The organism is Arthrobacter gallicola (assembly GCF_014836775.1).
In the GTDB taxonomy this organism is placed as follows: Bacteria; Actinomycetota; Actinomycetes; order Actinomycetales; family Micrococcaceae; genus Arthrobacter_B; species Arthrobacter_B gallicola.
Map to the genome: position 1 here is coordinate 41,800 of NZ_JACSQD010000006.1, position 15,508 is coordinate 57,307.

The window sequence follows — 15,508 nt, forward strand, 5'->3', positions numbered from 1 at the left end:
TTTGGGGGGTGGACCACGTAAACCATTTCCTATCGAGGAGCTATGACTATGCATTCGGCCCACAAGACGACCCTGTCCCGAGCCGGAAGAATCCTCACCGCAGCATCGCTGACGGCACTGCTCGCAGGCTGCGCGGTTCCGGCCTCCTCCGGCGGCGAGAACACCGCGTCGGAAGAGAAGCCTTCCTCTGCATCCGCATCCCCTACTTCCGAAAAGGTAGTTGAAGAAGTCGAAGAGGTCTCGCCTGAAACGGTGGACGCGATCGACCTGAATGTCGGCGACTGCCTCATCGAACCGGACGGCGATCAGATCACCGAGGTAGACGTTCTGCCGTGCACGCAGGAGCACGACAGCGAAGTTTATGCCGCCATGGACATGGACGGCGGGGAATACCCGGGCGAAACCGCTGTCGACGAAGCAGCGGCGGAATTCTGTGTGGCGGAATTCCAGCCCTACATCGGCACGGACTACCAGGCTTCGGTCCTGGACATCGGTCTCATCACGCCGACGTCGTACTCCTGGACCCTGGCCAGCGACCGGGAAATCCTCTGCACCGCTTACCGGCTGGACGGCTCCCCGCTGACCAACTCGGTGCGCAACTCGCAGATCTAAGCTCTTACACTCTGGAAAGAGGGCCCCGGCACTGAAACTGTGCCCGGGTCCTCTTTCTCTTTGTCAAGAGCTGGTGCCGGATCGGCCTTCAAACCCATCCGTTCCACTGGTCAAAGCCCCGGGGCTGGGATATGCAAAGAGGGTTCACCGCACCCCACCGCCGTACCATCCGGGCCGCTTCTGCTTGCCCTGCTGCGGCACCACTTTCTTCGAGGAGCATGAGGCATGAGACCTGCGAGATGGAAGGCGGTGCTGGGAACAGCACTGTCAGCCGGCCTGCTGGCCGGACCCTTGGCGGCACTGCCCGCCCACGCCGACGAAGGCGCGGGCGGCGTCGTTATTAATGAGGCCTATCTGAGCGGCGGCAGCGCCAACGCTCCCTTCACCAACAAGTTCGTAGAGCTCTACAACCCCACCAGTGCCCCGGTAAGCCTGGAGGGTTGGTCGCTCCAGTACCGTGCCGCCGGAACAACCACGGCACCGTCCGGAATCGGCCGGCTGGCCGGAACTATCCCAGCCGGCGGGTATTACCTGATCCAAGGTGCCAGCAACGGAACCACGGGCAACGCGCTCCCCGCCGCGGATGCGACCATCGGAGCCAGCTTCTCCGGGACCGCCGGAACCCTGGTGCTGGCCAGCCAGGCGAACCCGGTCAACCCGCTGCCCACCGGCTCGGTGATTGGTCAGCCCGGCGTCGTTGACCTGCTGGGCTACGGCACCTCCAACACATTCGAGACGGCAGCCGCCGCCGCGCCCGCCGGCAACAGCGACCCGAAGTCGCTGAATCGCACGGGTTTTGCGGACACAAACAACAACGCGGCTGATTTCACCCTCAGTGGGACGGTCACCCCCACCAATACCGCCGGCGGCGGAGCGGGGCCCATTGATCCACCGGACCCCACCGATCCGCCCGACCCAACAGATCCGCCCGCCGGAACCGTCGCCATTGCCGCGATCCAGGGCACCGGCGACGCCAGCCCGCTCGTCGGGCAGAGTGTCACCACCCGCGGCAAGGTCACCGCTGCCTACCCCACCGGCGGGTTCAGCGGTTATTACCTGCAAACCCCGGGAACCGGCGGCACGATCGATCCCGCCACCCACACAGCTTCGGATGGCATCTTCGTGTTCTCCGCGGCCACCGTCGGCCAGGTTGCCATCGGCGACTACGTTGAGGTCACCGGCACCGTGGGCGAGTACTTCGGGCTCACCCAGCTCACGGTTCCCGCCGGCGCCCTGACCAAGCTCACCGAACCGGCGGAGGAGGTCAAGCCCGCCGCCGTCGCCTGGCCTGCCACCGACGCGGAACGGGAAACCCTGGAAGGCATGCTCCTTGCTCCCCAGGGCGACTTCACCGTCACCGATAACTTCTCCCTGAACCAGTACGCGGAGATCGGCCTCGCAGCCGGGACCGAACCGCTGGTCCAGCCCACCGCCGTCGCACCGTTAGGAACGCCGGAGCACGCGGCTGTTGCCACGGGGAATGCGGCCAAGGCCGTGAAGCTCGACGACGGCGCCACCATCAATTTCCTGTCCGCGGCAAACCAATCCAAGCCGCTGCCGTACCTCAGCACCACCGATCCGGTGCGCGTTGGTGCGCCTGTTGCGTTCAGCACGAATGTGATCCTGGACTTCCGCAACAGCGCCTGGAAGTTCCAGCCGCTCACCGAGCTGACCCCGGCGAACGCACCGGCTGTGCAGCCGGCGTCGTTTGAAAACACCCGCACCGCGGCACCGCAGAGTGTGGGCGGCAATCTGAAGCTCGCCTCCTTTAACGTGCTGAACTACTTCAGCACCACCGGCGATCAGCTCTCCGGCTGCACGTATTTCAATGACCGTTCCGGCGCTCCGGTCACCGTCCGCGGCGGCTGTGATGCCCGCGGCGCGGCCAACGCGGCGAACCTGGAACGCCAGCAGGCCAAGATTGTTGCGGCGATCAATGCCCTGGGGGCGGACGTCGTCGGACTGATGGAAATCGAGAACTCGGCAGAACTGGGCAAGGACCGCGACGCGGCGCTGGCGCACCTGACCGCGGCCCTCAACGCCGCAGCCCCCGGCACCTGGGATTATGTCCGCTCCCCGGCCGCACTTCCCGACGCCGAGGACGTGATCCGCACGGCCTTCATCTACCGGACCGCGAGCGCTGAACCTGTTGGGGAGTCCGTGATCCTCAACGACGAAAGCGTCTTCTCCAACGCCCGTGAACCGCTCGCGCAGGCCTTCAAACCGGCCGGCGGAGCGGACAGTGAGTCCTTCGTGGCGATCGCGAACCACTTCAAGTCCAAGGGCTCTCCCCCGGCAACCGGGGAGAACGCCGATAACGGTCAGGGCGGCTGGAACGCCGACCGGGTCCGTCAGGCGCAGGCCCTGGTCTCCTTCGCGGACACCACCGCGGCCGCTGCGGGCACGGAGCGGGTTTTCCTGCTCGGTGACTTCAACTCCTACGCCGCCGAAGATCCCATGCGCGTCCTGGCGGACGCCGGCTACGTGAACCTGGGTGCTGCCACCGGCAAGCACTCCTACGCCTTCAGCGGTTTGGTGGGCTCCCTGGATCACATTCTGGCGTCCCCGGCTGCAGCCGAGGATGTCACCGGCACGGACATCTGGAACATCAACTCGGTGGAGTCCGTGGCGCTGGAATACAGCCGATTCAACTACAACGTCACCAACTTCTATGCACCGGACGCCTACCGCTCTTCGGACCACGACCCCATCCTGGTGGGCCTGAACCTGACCCCGGCCGAGGCGGAAACCACCGAGCTGAACCTGCTCAATATCAACGATTTCCACGGCCGGATCGATGCGAACACCGTGAACTTCGCCGGCACGGTGGAACAGCTCAAGGCCGCGGCGCCGGAGGGCAGCTCGCTGTTCCTCTCCGCCGGTGACAATATCGGGGCTTCCCTGTTCGCGTCCTCGGTGCAGCAGGACCAGCCGACCATTGATGTCCTCAACGCCTTGGGCCTGCGGGCCTCGGCGGTGGGCAACCATGAGTTTGACGGCGGTTTCGCCGACCTCACGGACCGGGTGGTTCCTGCCGCGGACTTCGAGTACCTGGGTGCCAACGTGTACCTCAAGGACACCACCACCCCGGCGCTGCCCGAGTACGTCCTCCTGGACGTCAACGGTGTGCAGGTGGCCGTGATCGGTGCGGTGACCGAGGAGACCGGCACGCTGGTCAGCCCCGGCGGCATCGCCACCCTGGAGTTCGGGGATCCGGTGGAAGCCGTGAACCGCGTGGCCGAACGCCTCGTGGCTGAGGGCCTGGCCGACGTCATCATTGCCGAATACCACGAGGGCGCCGGTGCGGGCACGCCCGACGGCGCCACCCTGGAGCAGGAAGTCGCTGCCGGTGGAGCATTCGCGGAGATCGTGACGGAAACCAGCGCACTGGTGGACGCCATCTATACCGGGCACACGCACAAGCAGTACGCGTGGGACGCGCCGGTTCCCGGCGTCGATGGCAAAACCCGTCCCGTGGTCCAGACTGGGTCCTACGGTGAGTTCATCGGCCAGATCGAACTCGAGTACAACGCCGAGACGGACGAAGTGCTCTCCTACACGGCCGGCAACGTCGCCCGGACCACCACCCCCGCGGCGGACCTGGTGGCGGCCTACCCGGCAGTCGCTGAAGTGAAGCGGATTGTCGACGCCGCCCTGGCGTTCGCAGCCGAGGTCGGCAACCAGCCGGTCGGTTCGGTGACCGCGGACATCACGACGGCGTTTACCGGCACTTCCCGGGATGACCGGTCCAACGAATCCACGCTGGGCAACCTGGTGGCGGACTCGCTGCTCTCCTCGCTGGGCGCTCCCGAACGCGGCGGGGCCGAAATCGGCGTCGTCAATCCCGGCGGGCTGCGGGCCGAGCTGTACTACGGCCCTGACGGTGTGATCACCTACGCCGAAGCCAACGCGGTGCTGCCCTTTGTGAACAACCTGTGGACCACCACCCTTGCCGGCGCGCAGCTGAAGGCAGTCCTGGAGGAGCAGTGGCAGCCGGACGGTTCCTCCCGGGCGTTCCTGGCTCTGGGCCTTTCCGATAACGTCACCTACACCTACGACCCGGACCAGCCCCGCGGCTCCCGGATCCAGTCAGTGACCATCAACGGCGCTCCGCTGGATACCGCAAGGGCCTACCGGATTGGCACGTTCAGCTTCCTGGCCCAGGGCGGGGACAATTTCTCCACCTTCGCCGCCGGCACGGACACCCGTGACTCAGGCCTGATCGACCGGGATGCCTGGATCAGCTACCTGCAGGCGAGCAGCCCGGTCTCCCCCGATTTCGCCCGTCAGGGGGTCATCGTCAAGGGAGCTCCGGCAACCGTACGGGCGGGCACCAGCACCTCCTTCACGGTGGAGAAGCTGGACCTGACCTCGCTGGGCAGCCCGGTCAACACCACGCTCGCGGTGAGCTGGGTTCCGGCCTCCGGGGCGGCTGTGGCGCTGGGATCTGTCCCTGTGTCCGGTGGTGCCGCCAGCGTCACCGCGGCCATTCCGGCGTCGGCCTCCGGCAGCGGTTCCCTGGTCCTCACCGCGGCACCGTCGGGCACCACGGTGACCATCCCGGTCACGGTGGAGGCTGAACCGCAGCAGCCAACCTGTGTACGGCCCATTCCGCCGAAAAACTGGTGGGACGTGCGCGGCTGGCTGAAATACGCCGTTGACTACGCGCGGTACCTGATCTGCCTGAGCGGCCGCGGCTAGTCCGCATTCGCTGAGTAGGAATGACGGAACGAAGCGGCGCCGTCCGGGGTCTTGGTCCCGGGTGGCGCCGCTTCCGTGTCACCGGCGAACTATAGGGTTGCGAAAAAGCGGATAACTCAGGAGAGCGCCAGGTGAGCAAGCCCATGGATGACTGGACAGCAATCACGACTGCGATAGGAACCGCCCTGGGCGGAGACCAGCAGGCCGGAAAGGAAGCGCTGATGTCCTGTTGGAACGCGACCGGCCCAACCGACCATGCCCAGCGCTGCGTCCTGGCGCATTACCTCGCCGACACCGAAACGGATCTGGAGCTGGAGATCAGCTGGGACGAGGCAGCTCTGCAGGAACACCGGCACCTGGACGAGGATGATCTTGCACCTCTGGGCATCCCGTCGACGCGGGGAATGCTCCCCTCCCTGCATCTCAACCTGGGGGACGGGTACCACCGCAACGGAAAAATAACTGCAGCCCGCGAACACCTCGCCCTCGGAATGGCCTCTTCCTCGGCCCTCGCCAACGATGGGTACGGAAAGATGATTGCGGCCGGACTGGAGAACCTTGCCAGGCGAATTGATGCCGGGGGATCCCGCTAACCGGCCACTACTGCCGCGGATCGGGGTTCTTTGGATCGGTTGAGCCCATGTCCGCGGCGCCGAGCACACTCGCTACCGGGTTGTCGGTCTTCTCGTTGGCACGCGGTTTCAGCTCCGGGTGGTGCAGGTCCAGGGCGGGCCGCTCGGACCGGATCCTTGGCAGTGAGGTGAAGTTATGCCGCGGGGGCGGGCAGGAGGTGGCCCATTCCAGGGAACCGCCGAAGCCCCAGGGATCGTCCACTTCCACCTTCTTGCCGCGCCGCCAGGTGACGTACACGTTCCAGAAGAACGGGATCAGGGAGAAGCCCAGGATCATGGACCCGATGGTGGACAGCTGGTTCATCCCGGTGAAGTTGTCCTCCACCAGGTAGTCCGCATACCGCCGGGGCATACCCAGCACGCCCAGCCAGTGCTGGATCATAAACGTCAGGTGGAAGCCCAGGAACAGCAGCCAGAAATGGATCTTCCCCAGCCGTTCATTGAGCATTTTCCCGGTCCACTTCGGCCACCAGAAATAGAAGCCGCCGAACATCGCGAACACCACGGTGCCGAAGACCACGTAGTGGAAGTGCGCGACCACGAAATAGGTGTCGGAAACGTGGAAGTCCATGGGCGGGGAGGACAGAATGATGCCGGTGAGCCCGCCGAAGAGGAAGGTGATCAGGAAGCCCAGCGCCCACATCATCGGCGTTTCGAAGGTGATGGACCCCCGCCACATGGTGCCGATCCAGTTGAAGAACTTCACCCCGGTGGGGACGGCGATCAGCATTGTCATGATGGCGAAGAACGGCAGGAAGACCTGGCCCGTGACATACATGTGGTGCGCCCAGACGGTCATTGATAGTCCGGCAATCGCAATCGTGGCGAAGACCAGCCCCTTGTAGCCGAAGATCGGTTTGCGGCTGAAGACCGGAATGATCTCGGAAATGATGCCGAAGAAGGGCAAAGCGATGATGTAGACCTCAGGATGGCCGAAGAACCAGAACAGGTGCTGCCACAGGATGGCGCCGCCGTTCTCCGGATCAAAGATGTGTGCATCGAATTTCCGGTCCAGCCCCAGGGCGAACAGTGCGGCGGCCAGCGGCGGGAAGGCCATCAGCACCAGGATCGCCGTCACCAGCGTGTTCCAGGTGAAGATCGGCACCCGCCACATCGTCATTCCGGGCGCGCGCAGACAGATGATCGTGGTGACGAAGTTGACCGATCCCAGGATGGTGCCGAACCCGGACAGGGCCAGTCCAAAGACCCAGAGGTCACCGCCAATACCGGGCGAGAAGGCGGTGTTGGACAACGGTGCGTACGCCGTCCAGCCGAAGGACGCCGCCCCCTGCGGTGTGATGAACCCGGAGACCGCGATCAGCGAACCGAACAGGAAGAACCAGTAGGCCAGGGCATTGAGCCGGGGGAACGCGACGTCCGGCGCACCAATCTGCAGCGGCATCATCACGTTCGCGAAACCGGCGAACAGCGGAGTGGCGAACATCAGCAGCATCAGGGTCCCGTGCATGGTGAACAGCTGGTTGTACTGTTCCCGTGAGGCCACGATTTCCAGTCCGGGCTGGAAGAGTTCGGCACGGATGATCAGTGCCATAACGCCGGCCAGGCAGAAGAAGATAAACGAGGTAATCAGGTAGAGGTAGCCGACCTTTTTGTGGTCCGTAGTGGTCAGCCAGTCCACCACCACCCGCCCTTTGGACACGGGCACCACCCGCGGCGGTACAGCTGTTCCGTCGTCGGCTGTGTACTTCAGAGTAGACATCAGCGCCACCTTGGATCCGCAGGATATTCAGCCCGGCCGCTGCACCAGTTCAACGCAGCCCAGTCTGCCTTGTACTGTAAAACCCCGCCCGGAGGCAGTCCAGAGTGGCGGCCGGTTTCCCGCTCCCGCAGCCGTTAGGGCTTGCGCACCCTCTTCCCTGCCCGCCACACTGCCGCGGTCAGCGGCATGCCCGGCCGGTAGGCCAGGTGCGCGGCCGAGGGCGCATTCAGCAGCTGCACATCTGCCCGGTGCCCGACGGCGATCGATCCCACGGCACGCTTGCCGTCTTCATCCGCACCGGTGTGCCGGCGCAGGGCCAGCGCACCGCCGTAGGTGGCGGCACGAAGAGCCTCAGCGACGCTGAGCTCCATCTGCAGCACGGCCGTGGCGACGCAGAAGTTCATGGACGAGGTGTAGGACGTCCCCGGGTTGCAGTTGGAGGCCAGGGCGATTTCGACACCGGCGTCCAGCAGCCGGCGGGCGGGGGCCAGCGGCTGCCGCGTGGACAGATCGCAGGCCGGCAGGCAGGTAGCCACGGTTCCGGGCTGTCCCGATCCCGTCTGCGCGTCCCAGTCCCGCCAGCTTCCGGCGAGCGCCGCGACGTCGCTGTCCGCCAGGTAGTTCACGTGGTCCACGCTGGCGGCGCCGAACTCCACGGCTAGCCGCACGCCCCCGCCCGGGCCCAGCTGGTTGCCGTGCACCCGCAGCCCCAGGCCGGCATCCCGGCAGGCGGTGAGCACCCGGCGGGACTGTTCCTCGGTGAAAGCGCCGCGTTCGCAGAACACGTCCGCCCACTGCACGTAGGGCCGGACGGCTGCCAGCATGGGTCCGCACACCAGGTCCGTGTATTCCTCCGGGCCGCTGCCCGCCGGAACCAGGTGCGCGCCCAGGAACGTCACATCATCCACCACGGTGGACGCGATCCTGGCGCTGCGGGCTTCCTGCTCAACATCGAGCCCGTAGCCGGTTTTGGTCTCCAGCCAGGTGGTTCCCCCGGCGGCCGCTTCGGCCTGCCGGGCCAGCAGCAGCCGGGTCAGGTCAAAGTCTCCGGCGGCACGGGTGGCTTCCGTGGTGACCGCAATCCCGCCCGCCTGGTAGGGCTCCCCGGCCATCCGGGCTTCGAATTCGGTGCTGCGGTCCCCGGCGAACACCAGATGCGTGTGCGAATCCACCCAGCCGGGCAGCATCGCCCGCCCGCCGGCGTCGTGTATCTCATCCGCCGCCGGTGCCTCAGCGGCCGGACCGATCCAGGCGATCCGCTCGCCGTCGAGCACCACGGCGGCGTCGGTGAGCACTGCGTCGGCGCCGCGGGAGGGATCCATCGTGGAGAGTTCACCGATGTTGGTGATGAGGGTGGAGGGGCTCATGCGTGTCCTTCGGCGGCTTCATCGAGTTTCCGGATCGCTGCGGCCAGCAGGGGCCCGGGGTCCCCAACCCGCAGATGCCGCCCGTGCTCGGCGGTGAGCTTCCCGCCGACGACGACGGCGGTGACGTCCTGTGCGGTGGCGGCGAGTGCCAGCTGGGCCGGGTCTGCGCCGGCAGTCCGGGGGCTGGCGGGGTCCAGGACCATCAGGTCGCACATGCTGCCCGCAGCGAAGCCGGGCGTGCGCCGTCCCTGGGCGGCAGCACCGGCGTCGGACAGGGCTGTGTGCAGGGCGGCGGGGGTAAACCTGCCGCGGACGCCGGTAGCCAGCCGTTCCCCGTGTTCCAGTGCCCGCATCTCCAGCCACGGGTCCAGGACAGCGTGCTGGTCTGAGCCCAGCGCGATCCGGGCGCCGGCAGCCGCGAGTGCCGCGGCGGGGCCGATGCCGTCGGCGAGGTCGGCCTCGGTGCTGGGGCACATCACCACCGTGGCGCCGGCACCGCCGAGCAGCCCGATGTCGGTCTCCGTGAGGTGGGTGGCGTGGACCACGGAAAGCCGTGGACCCAGCAGACCGTGCGTTGCCAGCAGCTGCGCCGGGGTGAGGCCGGTTGCGGCGAGGCAGGCTTCGTTCTCGGCCGGCTGTTCGGATAAGTGGAGGTGCAGCGGCAGCTCCGGGTCCAGCCCCGCGGCGATGACCTTTAGCGCGTCCTCCGGCACGGCGCGCACGGAGTGCAGGGCCGCCCCCACGCTCACCTCGGTGGGGTCGAACTCGGCTTCCACCGCCGCCCGCAAACTTGCCAGCCGGCGGAGCCAGGCCTCGGCACCGGCATCCCCGAAACGCACCTGCGCCGTGCCCAGCGGCTCCCCGAATCCACCGGCAAGGTAGCAGGTGTCCAGCAGGGTGAGCCGGATTCCGGCGGTTTGCGCGGCTCGGCCGAGGGCGAGTTCCATGGCATGGCCGGGATACGGCGTGCCGTCGGGGCGGTGGTGAACGTAGTGGAATTCCGCGACGGAGGTGTAGCCGGCCGTGACCATTTCGGTGAAGACCGCGGTGGCCAGTTCCTCGTAGAGTTCCGGGGTCAGGGCGCCGGCGGCCCGGTACATGGCCTGCCGCCAGGTCCAGAAGCTGTCCGCCCCCGTGCTGTGGGTGCGTCCGCGCAGGGCCCGGTGGAAGGCATGCGAATGGGCGTTGGAAGCGGCGGGAAAAACGACGCCGGTCAGCACCAGGTCTCCCGGGCGTGGATCGGTGCCGGTTTCCACCGTGGCGACGACGCCGGCGGAGTCAACACTGAGCCGGACACCGCTGGCCACCCGGCCGTTCTCCACCGCCTGTTCGCACCACACTCCGCTAGGCGGGCGGGTCACAGCAGCGCCTCCAGGACATCGGCGAGCGCCTGCGCCGAGTAGTCGGCGTCGGCGTCTTCCACATATTCCTCCGGGGAGTGCGAGATGCCGGTGGGGTTCCGGACGAACACCATGCCGGCCGGCACATGGCCCGCAAGAATTCCGGCGTCGTGCCCGGCCCCGGTGGCCAGGACGGGTGCCTGCGGCAGGGCGAGCTGCAGCTGACGCTGCAGCCCCGGATCAAAGGTGGTGGTGGGGCTGAAGGATTCCTGGTCCAGGGTCACGGAGCAGCCTTCAAACGCGGCGATCTTCTGCGCCTTGCCGTGGATGGTCTCCACCAGCTGCGCGGTGACCGCGTCCTCCTCGTGCCGGGCGTCCAGCCACAGCTCCACCCGGGAGGCGATGACGTTGGTGCCGCCTGGAACGGCCTGGATCCGGCCTACCGTAGCCCGCGCGCCGGGCTGCGCGGTTGCCGCTTGCTGCACGGCAGTGATGATCTGCGCTGCGGCTGCCATGGGGTCCGCCCGGTCCTCCATCAAGGTGGTTCCGGCATGGTTGCCCTGCCCGTGGACCGTGAGCTTCCAGCGTCCGTGGCCGAGGATGGAACTGCCGACGGCGACGGCGGGGCCGTCCTCGCCGAGTCCCCGGCCCTGTTCCACGTGGAGTTCCACGAAGTCCCCGATCCGGGCCAGCGCTTCCTCGTCCCGGCCTAGGTGTTCCGGGGCCAGCCCGGCAGCGCGGGCGGCGTCGGCGAAGGTGGTGCCCTCGGCGTCGCGCAGGCTGCGGGCCTTGTCCGGGTCGATCGCTCCGGTCAGCAGCCGTGAGCCGAGGCAGGCGACACCGAAGCGGGAGCCCTCCTCCTCCGGGAAAACGGTGATGGCCAGGGACCGGTTGGGCTGCACGCCGCGTTTAACCAGGACGTCGACGGCGGCCAGTGCCGCGGCGATCCCGAGCGGACCGTCGAACGCTCCGCCGCCGGGGACCGAGTCCAGGTGGCTGCCGGTGACCAGCGCGCCCTTCTGCGGCTCTCCCCACCAGGCCCAGAGGATGCCGTTGCGGTCGGTCTCCACCGCGAGTCCCCGGGTCCGTGCCTCGGCAATGAACCAAGCCCGCAGGTCGGTTTCCGCGGCGGAGAACACGGGACGGGTGTAGCCGCCGCGGACCGGATCCCGGCCGATGCCGGAGATGGCGTCCAGGAGGGTGGTGACTGCTGTCATCTCTCTGTCCTCTACTCTGCCATCGGGATGCGGACACCGCGTTCGGCGGCGACGGCCTCAGCTTCCGGGTACCCGGCATCAACGTGCCGCATCACTCCGGTGCCCGGGTCATTGGTGAGCAAGCGTTCCAGCTTGCGGGCCGCCAGCTCCGTACCGTCCGCCACGGAGACCTGCCCGGCGTGCAGCGATCGGCCAATGCCGACGCCGCCGCCGTGGTGGATGGAGACCCAGGTGGCGCCGGAGGAGGTGTTGAGCAGTGCGTTGAGCAGCGGCCAGTCCGCGATCGCGTCGGAGCCGTCCTTCATTGCTTCGGTTTCGCGGTACGGGGAGGCCACGGAGCCGGAGTCCAGATGGTCGCGGCCGATCACGATCGGCGCGGAGACCTTGCCCTCGGCGACCAGCCGGTTGAACAGCAGTCCGGCCTTGGCCCGCTCCCCGTAGCCAAGCCAGCAGATCCGGGCGGGCAGGCCCTCGAACTCGACGTGCTCCGCGGCGGCGTCCAGCCAGCGGTGCAGGTGCTCCTTTTCCGGGAAAAGTTCCTTCAGCGCGGCATCCGTGACGGCGATGTCCGCCGGGTCCCCGGAGAGTGCCACCCAGCGGAACGGGCCCATGCCTTCGCAGAACAGCGGACGGATGTAGGCCGGAACGAAGCCGGGGAACTCAAAGGCCCGGTCGAAGCCGCCCTGACGGGCTTCATCGCGGATGGAGTTGCCGTAATCGAAGACCTCGGCTCCCGCGTCCTGGAAACCGACCATGGCCTCGACGTGGCGGGCCATCGATGCCTGGGCCTTTTTGGTGAACCCTTCGGGGTCCGCTTCGGCCTCCCGGTGCCAGTCCGCGGTGCTGATGCCTTCGGGGAGGTAGCTCAGCGGGTCATGGGCGGAGGTCTGGTCGGTGACGATGTCGAAGTCCGCGCCTTCGCCGGCGTTGCGGCGGCGGAGCAGTTCGGGGAAAACCTCCGCCGCGTTGCCGACCAGGCCCACGGAGAGCGCCCGGCCTTCGGCCTTGGCTGCCATCACCTTGGTGAGGGCGGCGTCAAGGTCCGTTTCGACGTCGTCCAGGTAGCGTTTGCCGGCGCGGCGCCGCAGCCGGGTTTCGTCGACGTCGACAATCAGCACCGCTCCCCCGTTGAGCGTGACCGCGAGCGGCTGGGCACCGCCCATCCCGCCGCAGCCGCCGGTCAGGGTGGCGGTGCCGGCGAGCGTGCCGCCGAACCGCTTGTTCGCAATGGCGGCGAAGGTCTCGTAGGTGCCCTGCAGGACGCCCTGCGTGCCGATGTAGATCCAGGAGCCGGCGGTCATCTGCCCGTACATGGTCAACCCTTCGGCTTCGAGCCGGCGGAATTCCGGCCAGGTGGACCAGTCCCCCACCAGGTTCGAGTTGGCGATCAGCACGCGCGGCGCCCATTCGTTGGTGCGGAAGACGCCCACCGGTTTGCCGGACTGCACCAGCAGGGTCTCGTCGTCGTCGAGGGTTTTCAGGGTGCGGATGATCGCGTCGAAGGACTCCCAGTTCCGGGCTGCCTTGCCGGTGCCGCCGTACACGACGAGGTCTTCGGGGCGCTCGGCGACCTCCGGGTCCAAGTTGTTCATCAGCATCCGCAGCGGTGCCTCGGTCTGCCAGCTCTTGGCGTTCAGCTCCGTGCCGCGGGGCGCCCGGACGGTGCGCGGGGTGTTGGCTGTCTCGGTCATGGGGTTCTCCGTCGTCATTGTCGGTGGTGGATGCTGTTGCTATTCCGTGAGGTGGACTAGCCCGAGGTGTGGACCGCGGCTGTTTCGGCGGTCAGCACCTGGCAGATGTCTTGGATCCGGGCGGGCGTGATCCGGTAGCTCGGGACAACCACGCTCATGGCCGCCACGGGTTTCCCGCCGGCGGTCAGCGGTACGGCTATTGCGGTGATGTCGGGTTCGACGCCGTCGCTCACCACAGCGCAGCCGTGCTCGCCGGTGCTTCCCTGCAGGGCATTTCCGGCGGCGCTGCCTTCGAGCACAAAGCGCCGGCCCACCCAGTTGGCGTGGCGGACGGATTGGGTTCCTTCGGCGATGGCAATGTACAGGCCGTGGCCGCCCGCGGCGGGAACGCTGAGGTAGGTGGATTCTCCGGTCAGCTCAACGATCCGGTCCATGGCGCTGCGGTACGTGGCGATGAGCGACTCCTGGCTCAGGGCGAGCACTCCCAGCTGCACGATGGCCGGTCCGGGACGGTAGGTGCCGTTCTCTTCCCGCCGCACGAAGTCGGTTCCTTCCAGGGTGCGCAGCAGCCGCAGCGCCGTGCTGGTCGACAGGCCTGCGGCCTTGGCGGCCTCCGACTGCGTCACGGCTCCCTGCTGGCACACCACGCTCAGTAGGGACAGCGCGCGTTCGACCGTCCGGGTGGTGCTGTCTGCTGTCCTCACTGCCTCGGCCATGCGTCCGCTTTCCGTTACCTGCTGCTGTTGCCACCTAGTAAAACAGCAATTTCAATAGGCGGCAAGACTTGCGGATTGACGGAGTTCCGTCGAGCGGCGCGGTCAGGGGCGGGGCCTGCGAGCGCGGGCGACGGCGCTCGATGTGCAGATCTGGCGGCTTCGGCGCGATTTTGGTCGCCATACCTGCACATCCAGCACCGTCCCGGCACCGGAATCGGGCGGTAACCCAACCTAGCGCCAGCTCAGCGCCATTCCGGCAGCACGGCTTACTTGAAATACGACGAAGCTCCCCGCCTACCAGTGGAGCTCCGCACCGACGGTGGTCCGGCAGCCTTTGGACCCGCGTCCGGCTAGGGAATCAGGCGTTCCGCGCGGAGACGTTCGAACAGTGCGAGAAAGGCATCCTCGGTGCGGCGGTAGCCGGTGAACCCTGCGACCCGGCTCTTGCTCATATCGGTCAGCACCTCCATTTTCCGGCCCAGGTCTGCATCGGTGTGCCACCAGGAAGCCAGCCGGCCCAGGTCCGGCTCGGCCAGGTCATGACGCACGGCCAGTTTTTCCCAGGCCTCCTCCATCCCGGCCATCTGCTCTTCAAGCGGCCGGGGTGCGGTGGCGTAACCTTCGGGCTCCACGCCAAACCAGGCGGCGAGCCGCGGCCACAGGGAGCGCCAGCGGAAGACATCACCGTTGACCACGTTGAAGGCCTCGTTGGCGGTGTGCTCATCGGTGGCGGCCCAGAGCATGTGTTCGGCGAGCAGGCCGGCGTCGGTCATGTCGGTGACAGAATTCCACTGGGTTTCTGACCCGGGGAAAACAAACGGCAGTCCCAGTTCGCGGCAGAGTGTGGCCTGAACCGCCAGCGTCTGGCCCATGTTCATGGCATTGCCGACGGCGAAGCCGATCACCGTGTGCGCGCGGTGCACCGACCAGGCGAAACCCTGACGCTCCGCGGCTGCCATGAGTTCGTCTTCCTGCGCGTAGTAGAAGTTGTCCACCGGCAGCCGGGGCTCCTCCTCGGAGAACGGTGTATCGGGCATCTGCCCCTCACCGTAAGCCTCGAAGGGCCCCATGTAGTGCTTGAGCCCGGTCATCAGGGCGACATGCTCCAGGGGCGCGTCCTGAAGTGCCGTCAGCAGGTTCCGGACCATCGCGGCGTTGACCCGGATGTTCTCTGCCTCGGTCTCCTGACGGGACCACGAGGTAAAGAAGACATGAGTGGGGCGGGCTGTGCCGAGAGCCTCAGCGAGGCTTTCGGCTGACGTGAGGTCCGCTGCGATGGGAGTGACGCCGGGACGTACCCCGGCGGTTGCCTTCCGGGAGAGCGCCAAAACGTTCCAGCCCCGGTCCGCAAGCAGGTCGACGAGCGCTGCGCCGGCGATTCCGGTGGCACCTGCCACGAGGGCGGTGGGAGCCGCGGAGTCGTTATGGTTGCTGGCGGTTCTTAGCATGGATGGTTCTCCTGAGGGGGTGGGAAGGAAGGGAGGCCGGCTGTGCCGGGCGATGGGTTGATCC

The 15,508-nt window shown here is 67.1% G+C and carries 10 protein-coding genes; 3 read left to right on the top strand and 7 right to left on the bottom strand.

Annotated features, from left to right (window positions below; genetic code table 11):
- The first annotated feature begins 42 nt into the window (after nucleotides 1–42).
- From H9639_RS12805 to H9639_RS12815, 3 genes are all read left to right on the top strand, one after another.
- The gene (locus H9639_RS12805) at nucleotides 43–612 is read left to right on the top strand and encodes a septum formation family protein (RefSeq protein ID WP_191808473.1); all 570 of its coding nucleotides are present in this window, start codon (nucleotides 43–45) and stop codon (nucleotides 610–612) included.
- Nucleotides 613–837: 225 nt separating this feature from the next.
- Complete coding sequence (locus H9639_RS12810; protein WP_191808474.1) at nucleotides 838–5,313, top strand: ExeM/NucH family extracellular endonuclease; 4,476 nt, start codon at nucleotides 838–840, stop codon at nucleotides 5,311–5,313.
- Nucleotides 5,314–5,444: 131 nt separating this feature from the next.
- A complete protein-coding gene (locus tag H9639_RS12815) occupies nucleotides 5,445–5,906 on the top strand; it encodes a hypothetical protein (protein WP_318242085.1) in 462 nt (153 codons plus the stop codon).
- Nucleotides 5,907–5,913: 7 nt separating this feature from the next.
- Here the strand turns inward: H9639_RS12815 and ctaD are convergent, their stop codons facing one another.
- The 7 genes from ctaD to H9639_RS12850 form a co-directional block, all read right to left on the bottom strand.
- Nucleotides 5,914–7,665 (bottom strand): aa3-type cytochrome oxidase subunit I, encoded by a 1,752-nt coding sequence (gene ctaD, locus H9639_RS12820; RefSeq protein ID WP_191808475.1) that lies wholly within the window; start codon nucleotides 7,663–7,665, stop codon nucleotides 5,914–5,916.
- A gap of 134 nt (nucleotides 7,666–7,799) precedes the next feature.
- Nucleotides 7,800–9,032: an imidazolonepropionase gene (hutI, locus tag H9639_RS12825; RefSeq protein ID WP_191808476.1), complete on the bottom strand. Its 1,233-nt coding sequence runs from the start codon at nucleotides 9,030–9,032 to the stop codon at nucleotides 7,800–7,802.
- Nucleotides 9,029–10,393, bottom strand: coding sequence for a formimidoylglutamate deiminase (locus H9639_RS12830; protein WP_318242086.1), 1,365 nt, complete (start codon nucleotides 10,391–10,393; stop codon nucleotides 9,029–9,031). Before H9639_RS12830 ends, hutI begins: the two co-directional genes overlap by 4 nt.
- Nucleotides 10,390–11,589 (bottom strand): allantoate amidohydrolase, encoded by a 1,200-nt coding sequence (locus H9639_RS12835; protein WP_191808477.1) that lies wholly within the window; start codon nucleotides 11,587–11,589, stop codon nucleotides 10,390–10,392. The genes H9639_RS12830 and H9639_RS12835 overlap by 4 nt, the downstream gene beginning before the upstream one ends.
- 11 nt (nucleotides 11,590–11,600) lie before the next feature.
- Nucleotides 11,601–13,280, bottom strand: a complete 1,680-nt coding sequence (hutU, locus tag H9639_RS12840; protein WP_191808478.1) for a urocanate hydratase — start codon at nucleotides 13,278–13,280, stop codon at nucleotides 11,601–11,603.
- A gap of 56 nt (nucleotides 13,281–13,336) precedes the next feature.
- Nucleotides 13,337–13,996: an IclR family transcriptional regulator gene (locus H9639_RS12845; protein WP_191808479.1), complete on the bottom strand. Its 660-nt coding sequence runs from the start codon at nucleotides 13,994–13,996 to the stop codon at nucleotides 13,337–13,339.
- 350 nt (nucleotides 13,997–14,346) lie between these two features.
- The gene (locus H9639_RS12850; RefSeq protein ID WP_191808480.1) at nucleotides 14,347–15,444 is read right to left on the bottom strand and encodes an SDR family oxidoreductase; all 1,098 of its coding nucleotides are present in this window, start codon (nucleotides 15,442–15,444) and stop codon (nucleotides 14,347–14,349) included.
- Nucleotides 15,445–15,508: the final 64 nt, after the last annotated feature.